The organism is Kitasatospora sp. NPDC059817 (assembly GCF_042731835.1).
GTDB lineage: Bacteria > Actinomycetota > Actinomycetes > Streptomycetales > Streptomycetaceae > Kitasatospora.
The window spans coordinates 2381-17716 of the sequence record NZ_JBHWIR010000007.1 but is presented as its reverse complement, the minus strand read 5'-3'; the positions used below and the strand labels follow the sequence as shown (position 1 = coordinate 17716).

Here is a 15336-nt window from a genome sequence, read left to right as displayed (position 1 = left end):
GGCCGCATTGGAAATCCTGGATCGTGCTTGATGATCGGCTACAGGTCGTCGGCTTGGCGGCGTAGCCTTCGGGTGCGACAGAGGGCAAGATCCGGAGGACAGCGGCGCCGAAGCCGGCCGTGAAGAAGGCGGCGGTGAAGCCGAAGAAGCCGGGGACGCATCTGGCGATGGAGCGACGGGCACGGTCGCATCCTGGCGGAGACGTACCCGTACGCGCGTCCGGAGCTCGACTTCGAGACGCAGTTCGAGTTGCTGGTGGCGCAGACGACGGACCTGCGGGTGAACCAGGCGCCGGTGTTGTTTGCGAAGTACCCGTCGCTGAGGGACATCTACTCGGCCGAGTCAGTGGGTTCCGACCGCCAGCGCATGAACATCGCCACGGGCGTCTGTAGCACAGATTAGGCCCTCGACGATTGCCGGGGACCCCTGTGTGTCTGAGCTCAGCAGGAGATCGTGGGTTCGGACCGCGCGGCCTTTCGTGAGTTGCCTGCTGGTGAGACTCCCGGAGCGGTCTGCAGTGAAGACCGTGCTGTTAGAGACGAAGGGCTGTGCCAGGAGACGTCCTGCGGTTTTCTTTTCCCATTGTGGGATTCCGGTTTTTGCGTCGAGTGCGACAAGTCGCTGAGAGAGGTCGCCGAAGATCACCGATCCGCTTGCTGCCAGCGGCGCGGCTGCGAGCTTTGCCGAGGTGTCGAACGCCCACAACACCTCTCCGTTCGACGGATCGAGGGCTACAATCCGTGACTGGGTGGCGTTGGCCTGTTGGACCGAGTAAATGCCCTGGTCCGTGACAGCCCATTCCGGTAGCAGCGGGTGTTCAGCCTTATGTGACCAACTTGGGACGCCAGTGGTGGCATCGATCGCGGCAATAAGCCACTTGCCATCAGATGTCGTGCCATTCACCAACGACGGTGTTGTTGCCATGAAGGCCAAAGTACCGGCGGCTGTCTGCGGCGCGCTGGTGATGGCCAGCCCAGGTACTGGAAACGACCAGCGCTCGGAGCCACGGTCGAGGTCGATGGCGCGCAGTACGCCGTCTGGACCTGGCGCATACAGCGTGTTCGCCGAGACGCTGAGAAGGCCGTCGCAGACGGGCACAGGAAGGTACCTTCGGCGCTTGCCAGTCTGTAGATCGGCAATCTGTAGCCAACCGGACCTGTCGGGAAAGAAGGCGGACGCACCGTGGAATCCTGGCCGGCCAGCGTGGTTCATCTCGATCAGCGGGTACCGCTGGTGGGACTTGGCGTTGATTACATGGAGGCGCCGATGGTCCTGCACGATCAAGACGTCGGCAGAGGCGATCGGTTGACGGGCCGTTCCGGAAGCCACGGGGGCCTTCCAGACGGTTTCGAACTGGCGGGGTACGTGGACAACTGGTGGGCGGCGGCGCCCCTCTGTGCGGGTGGTCCTCGGCTTCTGCGGCCGGCGTTTTCTCCTCACCTGGGCCAGCGGTATGTCGTACTGCATCTCGCCGGCCATCCGGGGGTCCTGCGGTGAACCCTCCCGATGCAACTGCTCGCAGACGTACCGGTAGAGCTCCTGGACGGTGATGAGGCCATCGCCGTTGAGATCGGCATTACCGCTGACCAGGCCTTCGACCAGCACCCTGGTGAAACGGGAAGGGACAGGTGTCTCCTCGTCGAGGTGGTCACCTTCCCAGGCTCTTTGCAGTCCGGTCCCAGCGGTAAGCACGACGCGGCCGTGGCCCGCGAGTACGTCCTCGAAGCCCATCGGGCCGTCACCCTTGGCGCCGGATATGAACAGCCCGCTGTAGCAGCAGTCGAGTACGACGATGATGCTCCTCGCGCGACACTCGTCCATCAGGTCGTGGACGAACGCAGCCGATATCGCCGAATGAGCTGGCCGGTCCGGCTCGGTACTCTGTACGGCGAAGTAGAGCTTGTCGTGGCGGTTCACGATCCCGTGACCCGAGATGTACAACAGTCGGACGTCGTCGCGCAGCGCAGAGGCGAAGAACTCCTCGATCGCTCGTTCCAGTGTTGGGCGGTCCGCATCGACCAGTTGCTGGACGTCGAAACCACCAGCATTGGGGTCTCGCAGGACCTCGGTCAATGCCGCGCAGTCCACTTCGGGTGAACGCAGGGAGGGCAGCAGCGGGTGGTCGTATGTCCCTGTGCCGATGAGCAGTGCACCGCGGTTGCGATCGCCGAAGAATCGATCGATCACTGCGCCGGCCCAGGAAGCTCCTCGGGGCCCGCCTGCTCCCCGTCTGGCTGCTCGCAGTGGGCGAGGAAGGCGTCGATCAGCTTCTCCCGCTCGCTGGCCGAGGCGTTGCCCAACTCGATCGTTCGGCCATCGAGCTCGATCCGGACACCGCGCACGGGCCGATTCTTCAACCAGCTGTCGGTGAGCTGAACGACCTGGCGCAGGACGATGGGGACTGCGGTGACGACGAGTGCGCCTGAGATCAACCCCGTCCCCTTGGCCCCCAGCTCGGCCTCGACAGCGGGGCGCGCCGACTGGACATCGTCCACATCGAGATCGAGGAGGGCTCGGCGCAACCCCGCGCCTAGCTGGCGCAGTTCTTCGTCATCCGTGTCGGGGAGGCCAACAAGCTCCACACGCATCGTGCTACTCATCGTATGCATCCTGTGTCTCTGCGGTTGGCTCAACACCCTACTGGTCACAAAAGCGTATGGGCTCACGGCGCGGCTGCTTGGCCGTCCGGAGCCGAGTTGGCTGGGCATCCCCTTCGATGGGTTACCTGAATTCCCAAGCTGTGGGAAGCGGAGCCCGCCAGCCGCTTGGCGGCGTAGCCTTCGTGCATGGCAGAGAGCAAGGTCCGGAAGGCGGCGGCGTCGAAGCCGGCCGTGAAGAAGGCGGCGGTGAAGCCGAAGAAGCCGGAGTCGCATCTGGCGATGGTGCGGCGGGCGCGGAAGATCAATCGCATCCTGGCGGAGACGTACCCATACGCGCACCCGGAGCTGGACTTCGAGACGCCGTTCGAGTTGCTGGTGGCGACGGTGCTGTCGGCGCAGACGACGGATCTGCGGGTGAACCAGACGACGCCGGCGTTGTTCGCGAAGTACCCGGAGCCGGAGGACATAGCGGCGGCGAACCCGGAGGAGCTGCAGGAGATCATCCGGCCGACCGGGTTCTTCCGGAACAAGGCGAAGTCGCTGATCGGCCTGTCCATCGCGCTCCGGGACAACTTCGGCGGTGAGGTGCCGAAGACCCTGGAGGAGATGCTTACACTGCCTGGCGTGGGCCGGAAGACGGCCTTCGTCGTCCTCGGAAACGCTCGTGATCCTAAAACGGGAGAACCCTTCGGGGCAGCGACGATGACACTCGGACTGACAGCCTGAAGCTGAGCCAAGTTCTGCAGCCGCAAGCTGGCCTGGGTCTGGCGGCCAGAACCGCCGCGACGCCCTTGCAAGATCTTTCAGCTGGCGAAGGACAGTCAGGCGCAGGGAGGGTCTCGCCCTCAGGGAGCTGTGCCACAGAGCTGTGGAGACCGTTCGGTTCCGGGTGATGATCTTGACTGGTCGGCGACGTGGCCATCGCCTTGCTACTGTCCCCAAGTCCAATTGGGGACAGTAGCAATATCCTTCAGCGAGTGCCGGTGATTCGGGGTAGCGCCTTGTTCCGCTCAGGACCGACGGCGAGGCCGACCCGACCTTCAATTCGGCGGACATCCTTGAGTGGCGTGGAGTCGATGAGTGGGATGATGTAGGCAGTTGCCCAGTCGAGAGTCTTTCTCAGGTCGCCGAGATGCTCGGTGAAGCGTGTACGGACGCCTACCGTGGTGGAGCCGACGTAGAGAACCCGTCCCGACCAGCTGCAGATGACGTAGACCGCATTGCAGGCGCCGACCAGACTGTCCGGGCTGAACGGCTTCGGCCCATGGGGCCCTTCTGGGTGGAGCCAGTCACCGGCGTAGGCGGCCAGGGAGGCCAGTCGTTCGGGGCTCACAACGAGGCCTTGATGGTGTCAGCGTCCTCGTCATCCCACGTCTCGACGGCCTCATCGGGATTGTCGAGGTACTCGGCAACCCAGCTGTCCTGACGCCGTGCAGTGGACCTGGCCCCGTTGCGGTTGCGGCGCTCCCAGATTCGGCCCCAGAATTCCAGGTCAGAGGCCGACGCATCAAGGGTGCTCTTCCACTCACGAACATGATTACGGTCGACGCCGACGGTCTCGACGTGGTCAGCACCGTCCGCCGCCTTGACCAAGCGGATGGCAGCCATGGCCTCTTCGAGGCCGCGAACGGCGGCGCCGAGAATTGCAGCGGCGTCACGGAGCGAGTCGTCAGGAGTGTCCGTGGAGGCAGGCCGGGACGGTGAGCCGGCCTTGGGGAATGTCGATCGCAGGTAGACGTCGTTGATGCTTTGGTCCTGGGCGCGGTCCTCGGTGAGCCGGATACTGCCGTCCTCGTTCACCGCGCGGAGTGTGGACCGGCCGCTGTTGTGATCGACGATGGCGCGGTGCAGCTGATGGATGCCGAGCCGCGACGAGAGCATCGTGTCGATGACCTCTCCGGGACGGCGGCGGTCGTCGGCGTTCGGATTGTTATTCGTACCACGGTCGGCCCACAACGACAGCGTGGAGATGAGCGGGTAGGCGGCTCGCGCGGCGAGCTCGAGGCGTGCCTGGCCAGGATCACCAGCCGGGTCGTCGTCGAACTCGTCGAGGGCGTCGGCGAGGACGGCGTCGGCCTCACGATGGGTGGGCCTGAAGTGGTTGTCACGCACGGAGACGAACCCGTGCTGCATATAGCGCCGTACCCGGTCGGGGCTGGCCCCTTCGCCTGCCACCGACCTCACGATAAGGGCCACCGCGAGCTTGACGCGGAAGTTCTTGGTGATGCGCTTGCGCGTCGACTGACGCGTGACGGCGTCGCGGATGGCGTCACGAACTGCCTGGTCGTCACTGGAGAACAAGGCGATGATCTCGGCCGCTCGGATCGCCGGATCGGTTGGCAGATGGGCAGCCTTTGCTTGCGTGCGGCTGATTGCACCTGCGAGCCAGCGGCGGCGCTGCGGCGTGAGAATGAGCCGGTCCTCCATGACCGTCAGCGCCTCATCAGCGAGGGACTCGAGCTCTGGACCCTCACCCCATTCCTTCGGGGCGTCGACATGGCGCAGGGCTACGAGGGACTTGACTGCCGAGGAGAAGCGGTCGGGCCCACCGGGCAACGGCTGGTACCCGACCAGGATGAGAGCCGGCATCGTCTCGCAACGCAATGCCTCGGACTGCTTGACGGTAGGGCCTTGCTCCAGCGCCGTGTTCAGATCCTTGATCCGCCCGCGCATGGCGGTATCAGACTCGGCGGTGACAACGAGATCGACGCTGTTGCCGTCCCCAAGGATGTCGTGGGCTGCTGTCGTGCGCGACGATCCCTCAGCGGTCGTCATCGCCCAGAGGTCGGGACTCCCACCATCGCTGTGAACGTAGCGGTTGGCGACGAGCCAAACCTCGGTGAGAACACCCTGGTTTCGGATCGAGTATCGCCAGTCGTTCGCATCGAGTACTGCCCGGGCGGCGAGGGCGGAAGCCCACGTCATGTGCTCGGCTGATTCCACCTCGAGCTCAAGGTGCGGCGTCGTGCCGTTGCTGGTCGGATCCCCTACTGGTGCGAACCGGGACTCCTCGTCGGTTCCGGGCTCGACCGCGACGGGGTGTCGGCGGGCGTCGCCAATGCGGGGGTTGCGAATGTCGGGCAGCGTGCGACGTGTCCAGACCCGCGCACGGACGGCGAGAAGTATTCCTCCGGTAATGGCGAGCTCGGTCGGGGTCTCGATCGAGCGGCGAAGTTCGGCGGGATCGACGACCGAGTTGGCGATGCACGCGGCTGCGGCGGGTTCGAGGCCGAAGCTGTCTACGAGTTTCTCGGCTGCCTTGCGACGAGCGCCGATCGGGGCGAGCTCCGGGAGCTTGCTCACGGGCCGCGGAGGCACGTGATCGTGAAGGGTGATTGTCTCGTCAGCGATGATGTTCATGCCTCGTTGCCCTCCAGGGCGCGTTCGGGCACGCCAAGGTCTTGCGGAGCGACGAAGAACTACTGGTCGTCCCGCTCTCCCGGAGTGCCACACGAATGTGGTCCTGCCCGGGAAGTCGGACGACTAAGGCCGTCAGGCGCATCCCCTCGGACTTGATCGGAGCGAGCCCCGATGTGGTCTTCGGCGGCAGCGTGGCACTCGGCAGGGTCCACGGCGTGAGGAAGCTAACCTCCACGTTGCCTACTTCGAGGCTGGAGCCCGAAGCGACCATGCTCTGCTTTACGCGTCGCAGGCGAGCGCAACGCTACCAGGTCCCACTGGAGTGGTCATGCCCCATGGAGCGTCACGTTCTGCTGCGGATGGCTGAGTTGTGGGTAGATGCTCAGGTGATGGTCTTGTGTGGCTCGCGACTATTGGTCGCGAGGACGGTTTCTGGTTGGCGGCCTGATCACCCTCATTGTCGAGATCATCGGTAGGGGCGCCCTGAGTGGGGGCGTCGGCCGTTCGTGCCCGACGCCCCCACGGGTTGAGTCCGCACGAGAGGTTCACGCCTTGCGAAGCGCGGCTTCGCTGCCGTTGACCGCGATGTCAGCGCCGCCAGCGCTCCCAAAGCCATGTGATCATCGCGACGGTTGCTGCCCCCGCCGCCTGTTCCGCGCCGTTGCCAACGCCTGCGGTGTAGCCAGCGGTGTAAGCGGCTGCGATCGCAGCCGCCAGGAGCTCAAGCCGGGGTGGGCGGTGGCCCTCGGTCGCTGCTCGGAGCATACTGGTCATGGTCATTTCCTTATTTCGATGAGGTAGGGCCAACCGCCGGAGCCCGAGGATCTGTGGAAGGTGACACGGGATCCGGCGGAAGCATCTATGAGGCAGCCTCGCCGCTTGCGGCAGCGTGGATGTCTCCGGTGATGTCCTTGCTGATCAGCTCTCCGAGCTTTGCCATCAGCTCAAGGCGTGCCTCCGCAGACAACGATGAGTAGGCCAGCCACGCGCTGTCGGCCGCCGAGGCGGGTCGCCGCCCCATTGCCATCCAGGCGAGGATCAGAGAGCGGTCGCTCGGCGAGAGGCCCTCAAGCAGGCGCCAAACGCCCTGCTTATTGACCTGCCTGAGTGCAGGTTCTAGCCCGCCCTCGTTGGGCCGGATGGCCTTCTGACGTTGCCTGGCAGCCCGGACGGTCGGGTCCCAGATGGCGTCGCCTGCTCGAACGAAGAGCTGTTCGTTTTGCTGCAGTGACACCTGGGTTCGCGAGTTCTCGATCACCCAACCCAGGTCGCGGAGATCGCGCAGTCGGCGTTCAATTTGGGTCACGCCAGGAAAAGCGTCGCGGAGCTGGGCCCGCGTGAACACGTTCCCTTCGCCAACCACTTCGACCAGCCACAGGGCCGCCCGGACCATCGTGCTGATGTTCTGGTCCGTCCAGCTGGGGCGAGGTGCGGGGAAATCTGCCACTTCACGCCTCCTCGATGTTGGTGGCCCGCAGCGCTGAGCTGAGATCAGGTGTCACATTAGCACGTTCCGGCAAGGTAAGGCGCACTTCGGCGCAGAACGGCGGGAATCGGCGCGCTTAATGTGGTTCGGCTCTCTGTGGCGAGATGTCAGCATGTGGCTGATCCGCCGCAGGGGCCTGGCGCCCCGGCGTAGCCTTCGTGCATGGCAGAGAGCAAGGTCCGGAAGGCGGCTGCGCCGAAGCCGGCCGTGAAGAAGGTGGCGGTGAAGCCGAGGAAGCCGGAGTCGCATCTGGCGATGGTGCGGCGGGCGCGGAAGATCAACCGCATTCTGGCGGAGACGTATCCGTACGCGCATCCGGAGCTGGACTTCGAGACGCCGTTCGAGCTGCTGGTGGCGACGGTGCTGTCGGCGCAGACGACGGATCTGCGGGTGAACCAGACGACGCCGACGCTGTTCACGAAGTACCCGACTCCGGAGGACATGGCGATGGCCGTGCCGGAGGAGCTGGAGGAGATCATCCGGCCGACCGGGTTCTTTCGGAACAAGGCGAAGTCGTTGATCGGCCTGTCCATCAAGCTCCGGGATGACTTCGGCGGCGAGGTGCCGAAGACCTTGGAGGAGATGGTCACTCTGCCTGGCGTGGGTCGCAAGACGGCCAACGTCGTCCTTGGAAACGCTCGTGATCCTAAAACGGGAGAACCCTTCGGGGTGCCCGGGATCACCGTGGACACGCATTTCGGGCGGCTGGCCCGGCGGTTCGGCTGGACCGCCGAGGAGGACCCGGTGAAGGTCGAGGCGGCCGTCGCCGAGATCTTCCCGAAGTCGGAGTGGACGATGCTGTCGCACCGGGTGGTCTTCCACGGCCGCCGGATCTGCCACTCCCGCAAGCCCGCCTGCGGCGCCTGCCCGGTCGCGCCGCTCTGCCCGTCGTACGGGGAGGGCGAGACCGATCCGGAGAAGGCGCGCAAGCTGCTCAAGTACGAGCTGGGCGGGCAGCCCGGGCAGCGGCTGAGGCCGCCGGGGGACTTCCCCGGGGAGGCCGCCGCCCGGGTCGACGCCGCCGGGCACCAGGGGCGGATCGCGGACCTGGCGGTGGGCGAGTGACCCGCGAGGCACGGCGGGCGCCGGAGCCGTCGGCGGTGCGGGTGGTCGAGGGGGACGGCCTGCCGGCCTGGCTGGAGCCGGTGCGGGAGGCGGCCGAGCGGGTGCTGCCGGAGCAGCTGAGCCGCTTCCTGCCGCCTGTGGAGGGCGGCCGGGCGGCGGCGGTGCTGATGCTGTTCGGCGAGGGTCCGGACGGGCCGGACCTGCTGCTGATCGAGCGGGCCCGCTCGCTGCGCTCGCACGCCGGGCAGCCGTCCTTCCCGGGCGGCGCGCTGGATCCGGAGGACGGTGACCCGGACGGCCCGGGCCCGGTCGCGGCGGCGCTGCGCGAGGCCTGGGAGGAGACCGGGCTGGACCCGGCCGGGGTGCAGGTGTTCGCGGTGCTGCCGGCGCTGTACATCCCGGTCAGCCGGTTCGTGGTGACCCCGGTGCTGGGCTGGTGGCGCGAGGAGTCGCCGGTGCGGCCGGTGGACCAGGGGGAGACCGGCGCGGTGTTCCGGGTGCCGGTCGCCGATCTGGCCGACCCGGCGAACCGGGTGCGGCTGCGCCACCCGTCCGGGCACGTGGGGCCGGCCTTCGCGGTGGCCGGGCGGCTGGTCTGGGGGTTCACGGCCGGGGTGATCGACCGTGTGCTGCACCACGGCGGGCTGGAGCTGCCCTGGGACCCGTCCCGGATCGTCGACCTCTCGGACGAGGCGCTGGCCCTGGTGCAGGGCGATCTCGACCACTCCCGGGCGCTGCCGGGCGGCGACGCCGGTCCCACGTGAGGGGCCGTCTGCGCGGCCGGGCCGCGGGCCGTGGGAGGGTGTCCGGGTGAACGTCCTGGATGTGCTGCTGATCGCCGCTGCCGTGGCATTCGCCGTGTCGGGCTACCGGCAGGGCTTCGTGGTGGGTGTCCTGTCCCTGGTCGGCTTCCTGGGCGGCGGCCTGCTGGCCGTCCAGCTGCTGCCGCTGCTGCTCGACCACCTCAGCCCGGGCACCACGGCCTCGGTGGTGGCCGTGGTGGTGGTGATCGTGTGCGCCGCGATCGGCCAGGCGGTGACCGCGCACTTCGGCTGGAAGCTCCGGGGCCACATCGGCCGCCGTCCGGCGCGGGTGCTGGACGCGACCGGCGGCGCGGCCGTGAACGTGGTCTCGATGCTGCTGGTGGCCTGGCTGATCGGCTCGGCGCTGGCCGGGGCGTCGCTGCCGACGGTGTCCAAGCAGGTCCGCTCCTCGGCGATCCTCGGCGGCGTGCAGAACGCGCTGCCCGACGACGCGCCGAACTGGTTCTCGGACTTCTCCAAGGTGCTGGCCCGCAACGGCTTCCCGCAGGTCTTCAACCCCTTCGAGCACGAGCCGATCACCCAGGTCGACACCCCCGACCCGGCGCTGGCCGGCAGCCCGGCGGTGGCGCGGGCCAAGCAGAGCCTGGTCAAGGTGGTCGGCACCGCCACCTCCTGCAGCAAGACCCTGGAGGGCAGCGGTTTCGTCTTCGCCCCGCACCGGGTGATGACCAACGCCCACGTGGTCGGCGGGGTCGACGAGCCGACCGTGCAGATCGGCGGGGTCGGCCAGCTGTACGACGCGACGGTGGTCCGCTACGACTGGCAGCGCGACATCGCCGTCCTGGACGTCCCCAAGCTGAACGCGCCCCCGCTGGCGTTCGCGGGCGAGGCGAAGACCAACGACAGCGCGATCGTGGCGGGTTTCCCGGAGAACGGCGCCTTCAACGTCCAGCCGGCCCGTATCCGCGGCCGGATCCAGGCCAACGGCCCGGACATCTACCACCGCGGCCAGGTGGTCCGCGACGTCTACTCGGTCCGCTCGCTGGTCCGCCAGGGCAACAGCGGCGGCCCGCTGCTCACCCCGGACGGCCAGGTCTACGGCGTGGTGTTCGCCAAGTCGCTGGACAGCGCCGACACCGGGTACGTGCTGACCGCGGCCGAGGTGCGGGAGGACGCGGAGAGGGGCAGCACCGCGAGCACCCCGGTGGACACCCAGGGCTGCGCGCTCTGACCGGGCCGCGGGGCGGTCCGACGCGCCGGGTCCGACGATCCGATATCCGTCACACCGTCAGTCCGCCCTGGTAGCCTCTGCCGCGCTCACCCGTTCGGCTCAACCGGGCGCCGTCCCGGAGTGAGTCTTACGGGAGGTCGTGGTAGTCCGATGATGGGTCACTCGCACGCGGTCAGTGGGGCGATGCTGTACGCCGCCTCCGCGCCGTTCCTGCCCCCGCTGCTGCTGCACACCACGCTGCAGCCGGCGGACATACTGATGGGCACGGTGCTGTGCGCGGGGGCGGCCCTGCTGCCGGACCTCGACCACCACGACGGCTCGATCGCCAACTTCCTGGGGCCGATCTCCAAGGCGCTCTGCCGCTTCGTGGCCTGGGCCTCCGGCGGGCACCGGCACGCCACCCACTCGCTGCTGTTCGTCGCGCTGATGGGCGCCGGCACCTGGGCGGGCGTCACCTACCTGGGCCGCAACTTCACCCTGGTGCTGACGTTCTTCCTGATCGCGCTCGCGATCCGGGCGCTGCGGCTCTGCCCGCCGGGGGACGGCCCGGAGAGCTGGATCACCGTCATCGGGCTGTCCGCGCTCGGCACCTTCGGGATGAACACCTGGATGCCGAACTCGCCGGGCTGGCTGCCGTACGCGGTGGCGCTGGGCACCCTGGCGCACCTGCTGGGCGACTGCCTGACCAAGAAGGGCGCGCCGCTGCTCTGGCCGCACAAGGAGCGCTACGAGGTGGTGCTGATCAAGCGCAGCGGCAACAACGTCGAGACCAAGGTGCTGGTGCCGATCATGTCGGTGGCGACCTTCGTCCTGCTCTGGTTCACCGCGGTGTCGCCGACGCTCGTGAACTGACCGGCGGGACTGGCCGGCCAGCCGACCCGACCGGCGGGACTGACCGGCCGAACCGATCGGCCGGCCGGAACCGGTCCGCCGGACCGGCCGGACGACGCGGCGTGAGGCCTCAGGTCTCGCGCCGCAGTCGTGCGCCGACCCAGCGGGCGCGCCGGCCGAGGATGCGGGGGATGCCGAGCTGCCGCTGCGCCGGGCGTGGACGGCGGTCGGGGCCGTCGTAGCCGAGGTCGTCCGCCCAGTCGGGGCGGTGGGCGGAGCGCTGGGAGCTGTTGTGGCGTCGGGCGCGCGGGGCGCCGCCGCGATCGGGCATCCAGGTCATACCGGAATGGATGCCCCTGGGCCGGTGGGGGTAACCGCCGGGCGCGCGTCGAAATTGGCCTATGCGGTTGTCATATGTGCGTCAGATCAAGGGAGTTGGGACCAAGGGCCCTTCCCTCCCGGCCCCTTCACCGCTCCTGCACCATCACTCCTTGTGACGGCCGACCCAGTCCAGCAGCTCCGCGGTGAACTGCTCCGGGGCCTCCTCGTGCGGGAAGTGCCCGACCCCCGGCATCAGCCGCCAGCGGTACGGCGCCGCCACGTACTCGCCGCCGCCCAGCGCGGTGTGCGACAGCAGCACCGGGTCCGCCGCGCCCTGGACGTGCAGGGTCGGCGCCGTGATCGGCTTCTTCATCCGCCGGGCGAACTGGATGCCGTCCGGGCGCGCCATCGAGCGCAGCAGCCAGCGGTACGGCTCGATCGAGCAGTGCGCCGTGCTGGGGATCTGGATGGCCTGCCGGTACGCGTGCACCGCCTCCTCGTCCAGCCGGTTCGGACCGGCCCAGGCGTCCAGGTAGCGGCCGACCAGCGCGGCGTCGTCGGCCACCAGACGGCGTTCCGGTATCCACGGCCGCTGGAAGCCCAGCACGTGCTCGAAGGCGGCCGCCTGGCGGCGGTCGGTCAGCAGGGCCCGGCGCAGGTCCCGGGGGTGCGCGGCGGAGACCACGGTGAGGCTCTGGATCACCGACGGGCGCATCACCGCCGCCACCCAGGCCAGCGTGCCGCCGGCGGCGTGCCCGACCAGGTGCGCCCGGCGCTCGCCGAGCGAGCGGATCACCCCGGTGATGTCCAGGGCGAGGTTGCCCGGGTCGTACCCGCGCGGGGTGCGGTCGCTGCCGCCGACACCCCGCAGGTCGAGCGCCACCGCCCGGTAGCCGGCCTCGGCGAGCGCGGTCAGCTGGTGGCGCCAGGCCCACCAGTACTCGGGCCAGCCGTGCACCAGCAGCACCAGCGGGCCCGAGCCCAGCTCGGCGATGTGGAACCGGGCGCCGTTGGCCGCGAGGTCGCGGTGCGTCCACGGGCCGCTCTGCCGGACGCTCCAGGCCTCGGCGTCGCCGTCGGGGGTGGTGCCGGGGGCCTCATCGGCGGGCTCCCCCCCGGGTGCCAGGTCGGGTCCGGAGTCGGCGGACGGCTGCGCGGATACGGGCTTCTGGTCAAGCGGCATACCGAGAGCGTGTCACATCCGTGCGCCGGACGGCGCCCGGCACTCGCTCCCGGCGGGTCCGGGCGGGCGGCGTGCACCGCCACCGGACGGACGGTTACGGGATGCGGCCCAGGGCCCGGTCGATCTCCTCCTTGGTGGCCGGGCGCGGCCGGGCGTTCTTCAGCACGTCGGCGGTCTTCTGGGCGCCCTCGATGGTGCGGTGCGGCTTCTCGATCCGCTTGAACGAGCGCCAGGCCATCAGCCCGAGCAGCACCGCGAGCAGCAGGTAGGCGCCGGCCACGATGAGGAACGACCAGCCGAGCGACAGGCCCAGCGCGTGGATGCCGAAGGCCGCCGCGGCGCTCAGCATCGGGACGGCGGCCAGCGCCACCACGGCGGCGACGCCCAGCGAGACGCCCCCGGAGACGCCGCGCTTGACGTCCGCCCGGATCTCGGCCTTGGCGAGCGCGATCTCGTCGTGGACGAGTGCGGACAGGTCGGCGGTGGCCGCCGCGAACAGCTGCCCCACCGAACGCTCGCCCTCGTAGGGCGCCCGGCCGTTGCTGGACGGGTCTGCGGCTCCTGCGGGCATCAGCGGTTCTCCTCTGCGGCTGTGCGGCGTGACGCCGCCGCGTGGTGCGGTTCGGGGGGCCGGAGGGGCCCGGAGGCGTCAGTGGACTGTCGACAGCTCAGAATCATGCCCCTACCGGTCAGTCGCACACCACTCCGGGGCCCCGCCGGGGGGACGTGTCCGGGCTCTGCCGGGCCGCCGGCGGGCCTCAGCGGGGCTTCTCCGGCCCCTCGCCGTCGGGTCGCGGGGCGAGCCCGGCGGCCCGGGCCCGCCAGGCCGGGTCGTCCTCCTGGTAGACGTCCGGGACGCCGTCGCCGTCCACGTCCCGGTCCTCCTCCTCGCACAGCTCGCGGTAGTGCCGGTTGCGGAGCTTGAGCAGCACGGTGGCCACCGTCGCGCAGAGCAGCGAGCCGACCAGGACGGCCGTCTTGGAGAGGTCGGCGAGGGCCAGGTCGTCGCGGAACGCCAGTTCGCTGATCAGCAGCGAGACGGTGAAGCCGATGCCCGCGAGCACCGAGACCGCGAACATGTCGGCCCACCTGAGCTTCGGGTTCAGCTCGGCCCGGGTGAACCGGGCGGCCAGCCAGGTGCCGCCGAATATGCCCACCGTCTTGCCGACCAGCAGGCCGATGACGATGCCGAGCGGCGTGGCCTGGGTGAACACCTCGCGCAGCGACGGGCCGGAGATCGTCACCCCGGCGGCGAACAGTGCGAACACCGGGACGGCCAGGCCGGCCGAGAGCGGGCGGACCAGGTGCTCGATGTGCTCGCCGGGGGAGTGCTGCTCGTCGCCCTCCCGGTGGCAGCGCAGCATCAGGCCCATCGCGACGCCCGCGACCGTGGCGTGGATGCCGCTCTCGTGCATCAGCGCCCAGTTCACGAGGGCCAGCGGCACGAACAGGTACCAGCCGTGCACCCCGCGCCGGTGCAGGAACCAGAACAGCACCAGGCCGGCGAAGGCCAGGCCGAGCGCCCAGAACTTGATGCCGGAGCTGTAGAAGACCGCGATGATCAGGATCGCGATCAGGTCGTCCACCACGGCGAGGGTGAGCAGGAAGGCGCGCAGGGCGGACGGCAGGTGGCTGCCGACCACGGCCAGCACGCCGAGCGCGAAGGCGATGTCGGTGGCGGTCGGGATGGCCCAACCGCTGGGGTGACCGCCGCTGCCCGAGTTGACGAGCGCGAACAGGATCGCCGGCAGCGCGACGCCGCAGACGGCGGCCACCACCGGGAGCAGCGCGGCGCTCGGGGTGCGCAGCTCGCCCGCGACGAACTCGCGCTTGAGCTCGATCCCGGCCACGAAGAAGAAGATCGTCAGCAGGCCGTCCTTGGCCCAGTTGCCGAGGGTGAGGTCGAGGTGCAGCGGGGCGGAGGGCCCGACGGTGTAGTCGAGGACGCTCTCGTACGCGTGCGGCCAGACGTTGGCCCAGACCAGTGCGGCCACGGCGGCGAGCAGCAGCAGCACGCCGCCGACCGTCTCGGTGCGCAGGGCGTCGGTGATGAACGTCCGCTCGGGCAGGGACAGTCGGCCGAGCAGCTGCCGGCGGCGGGTCGTCGGCTCGTGGACGGGCGGCTGGTCGGTCACGAGGACCTCCTGAGGGGCTGGGAGCGGCAACGGATGCACGTGTGGTGCAGTTGCCGACCAGACTTCCCGGCGCGCCCTGTGACGCTCGGACTCCCGTTCAGGGATCTTGATGCGTCGTTAACAGTCTAGGGGATCGTTCGGGTGACATCCGGATTGTCCTATTCAAGGACTTAAGCCCTGCGGGTGGGTTCCGCACTCCGGAGGAGCAGTGGCACGGCACCCGAATGGCCCAGGCCGGGCGCAGACGGGTGAACGCGGCACCGTCGGTCGCGGGGCACTGCCCGCTCCCGGCCGCCCCGCTGCACACCCCGGCGGCCGACCGGAAGGGGGCTTCAGACCCGCGGCATGGCTGTGCCCCGG

13 protein-coding genes and 1 pseudogene are annotated in these 15336 nt (G+C 69.0%); 5 read left to right on the top strand and 9 right to left on the bottom strand.

All coding sequences use genetic code 11. From position 1 onward, the window contains the following. Positions 1-342: 342 nt before the first annotated feature. Both ACFV61_RS02620 and ACFV61_RS02615 read right to left on the bottom strand, forming a co-directional pair. The gene (locus tag ACFV61_RS02620; RefSeq protein ID WP_380489654.1) at positions 343-2187 is read right to left on the bottom strand and encodes a PQQ-binding-like beta-propeller repeat protein; all 1845 of its coding nucleotides are present in this window, start codon (positions 2185-2187) and stop codon (positions 343-345) included. Then, positions 2184-2600, bottom strand: a complete 417-nt coding sequence (locus tag ACFV61_RS02615) for a hypothetical protein (protein WP_380489653.1) — start codon at positions 2598-2600, stop codon at positions 2184-2186. The genes ACFV61_RS02620 and ACFV61_RS02615 overlap by 4 nt, the downstream gene beginning before the upstream one ends. 186 nt (positions 2601-2786) lie before the next feature. Between ACFV61_RS02615 and nth (ACFV61_RS02610) the strand changes: the two are divergent. Beyond that, a pseudogene (gene nth, locus ACFV61_RS02610) lies at positions 2787-3263 on the top strand (endonuclease III domain-containing protein); the annotation flags it as partial. 307 nt (positions 3264-3570) lie between these two features. Here the strand turns inward: nth (ACFV61_RS02610) and ACFV61_RS02605 are convergent. The 3 genes from ACFV61_RS02605 to ACFV61_RS02595 form a co-directional block, all read right to left on the bottom strand. Then, entirely contained in the window at positions 3571-3933 is a 363-nt protein-coding gene (locus ACFV61_RS02605) for a hypothetical protein (protein WP_380489651.1), read from the bottom strand. Further along, positions 3930-5960 carry a hypothetical protein gene (locus ACFV61_RS02600; RefSeq protein ID WP_380489649.1) on the bottom strand — a complete coding sequence of 677 codons (2031 nt, stop codon included), beginning with the start codon at positions 5958-5960 and terminating at the stop codon, positions 3930-3932. Before ACFV61_RS02600 ends, ACFV61_RS02605 begins: the two co-directional genes overlap by 4 nt. 859 nt (positions 5961-6819) lie before the next feature. Beyond that, a complete protein-coding gene (locus tag ACFV61_RS02595; protein WP_380489647.1) occupies positions 6820-7407 on the bottom strand; it encodes a hypothetical protein in 588 nt (195 codons plus the stop codon). Positions 7408-7608: 201 nt separating this feature from the next. On the opposite strand from ACFV61_RS02595, the gene nth (ACFV61_RS02590) reads away from it, so the two are divergent. The 4 genes from nth (ACFV61_RS02590) to ACFV61_RS02575 all read left to right on the top strand — a co-directional run bounded on the left by nth (ACFV61_RS02590) (position 7609) and on the right by ACFV61_RS02575 (position 11358). Further along, complete coding sequence (nth, locus tag ACFV61_RS02590; RefSeq protein WP_380489646.1) at positions 7609-8511, top strand: endonuclease III; 903 nt, start codon at positions 7609-7611, stop codon at positions 8509-8511. Next, complete coding sequence (locus ACFV61_RS02585; protein WP_063348669.1) at positions 8508-9275, top strand: CoA pyrophosphatase; 768 nt, start codon at positions 8508-8510, stop codon at positions 9273-9275. The genes nth (ACFV61_RS02590) and ACFV61_RS02585 overlap by 4 nt, the downstream gene beginning before the upstream one ends. Before the next feature lie 46 nt (positions 9276-9321). Next, positions 9322-10506: a MarP family serine protease gene (locus ACFV61_RS02580; protein ID WP_063348670.1), complete on the top strand. Its 1185-nt coding sequence runs from the start codon at positions 9322-9324 to the stop codon at positions 10504-10506. 153 nt (positions 10507-10659) lie between these two features. Continuing rightward, entirely contained in the window at positions 10660-11358 is a 699-nt protein-coding gene (locus tag ACFV61_RS02575; RefSeq protein ID WP_079136291.1) for a metal-dependent hydrolase, read from the top strand. Positions 11359-11467: 109 nt separating this feature from the next. On the opposite strand, the gene ACFV61_RS02570 is transcribed toward ACFV61_RS02575, so the two are convergent. The 4 genes from ACFV61_RS02570 to nhaA form a co-directional block, all read right to left on the bottom strand. Beyond that, a complete protein-coding gene (locus tag ACFV61_RS02570; protein ID WP_063348672.1) occupies positions 11468-11677 on the bottom strand; it encodes a hypothetical protein in 210 nt (69 codons plus the stop codon). A 144-nt stretch (positions 11678-11821) separates the two neighbouring features. After that, positions 11822-12841 carry an alpha/beta fold hydrolase gene (locus ACFV61_RS02565; protein WP_380489644.1) on the bottom strand — a complete coding sequence of 340 codons (1020 nt, stop codon included), beginning with the start codon at positions 12839-12841 and terminating at the stop codon, positions 11822-11824. 94 nt (positions 12842-12935) lie between these two features. Then, a complete protein-coding gene (locus ACFV61_RS02560; protein ID WP_063348673.1) occupies positions 12936-13412 on the bottom strand; it encodes a phage holin family protein in 477 nt (158 codons plus the stop codon). Positions 13413-13599: 187 nt separating this feature from the next. Beyond that, entirely contained in the window at positions 13600-14976 is a 1377-nt protein-coding gene (gene nhaA, locus ACFV61_RS02555; protein ID WP_380489642.1) for a Na+/H+ antiporter NhaA, read from the bottom strand. Between the last annotated feature and the right edge of the window lie 360 nt (positions 14977-15336).

Bases quoted from the DNA above. Each gene is read 5' to 3' on its own strand.
- ACFV61_RS02600 (WP_380489649.1), bottom strand. From the start codon at position 5,960: ATGAACATCATCGCTGACGAGACAATCACCCTTCACGATCACGTGCCT.
- ACFV61_RS02570 (WP_063348672.1), bottom strand. From the start codon at position 11,677: ATGACCTGGATGCCCGATCGCGGCGGCGCCCCGCGCGCCCGACGCCAC.
- ACFV61_RS02575 (WP_079136291.1), top strand. From the start codon at position 10,660: ATGGGTCACTCGCACGCGGTCAGTGGGGCGATGCTGTACGCCGCCTCC.
- nth (WP_380489646.1), top strand. From the start codon at position 7,609: ATGGCAGAGAGCAAGGTCCGGAAGGCGGCTGCGCCGAAGCCGGCCGTG.
- ACFV61_RS02615 (WP_380489653.1), bottom strand. From the start codon at position 2,600: ATGAGTAGCACGATGCGTGTGGAGCTTGTTGGCCTCCCCGACACGGAT.
- ACFV61_RS02560 (WP_063348673.1), bottom strand. From the start codon at position 13,412: ATGCCCGCAGGAGCCGCAGACCCGTCCAGCAACGGCCGGGCGCCCTAC.
- ACFV61_RS02565 (WP_380489644.1), bottom strand. From the start codon at position 12,841: ATGCCGCTTGACCAGAAGCCCGTATCCGCGCAGCCGTCCGCCGACTCC.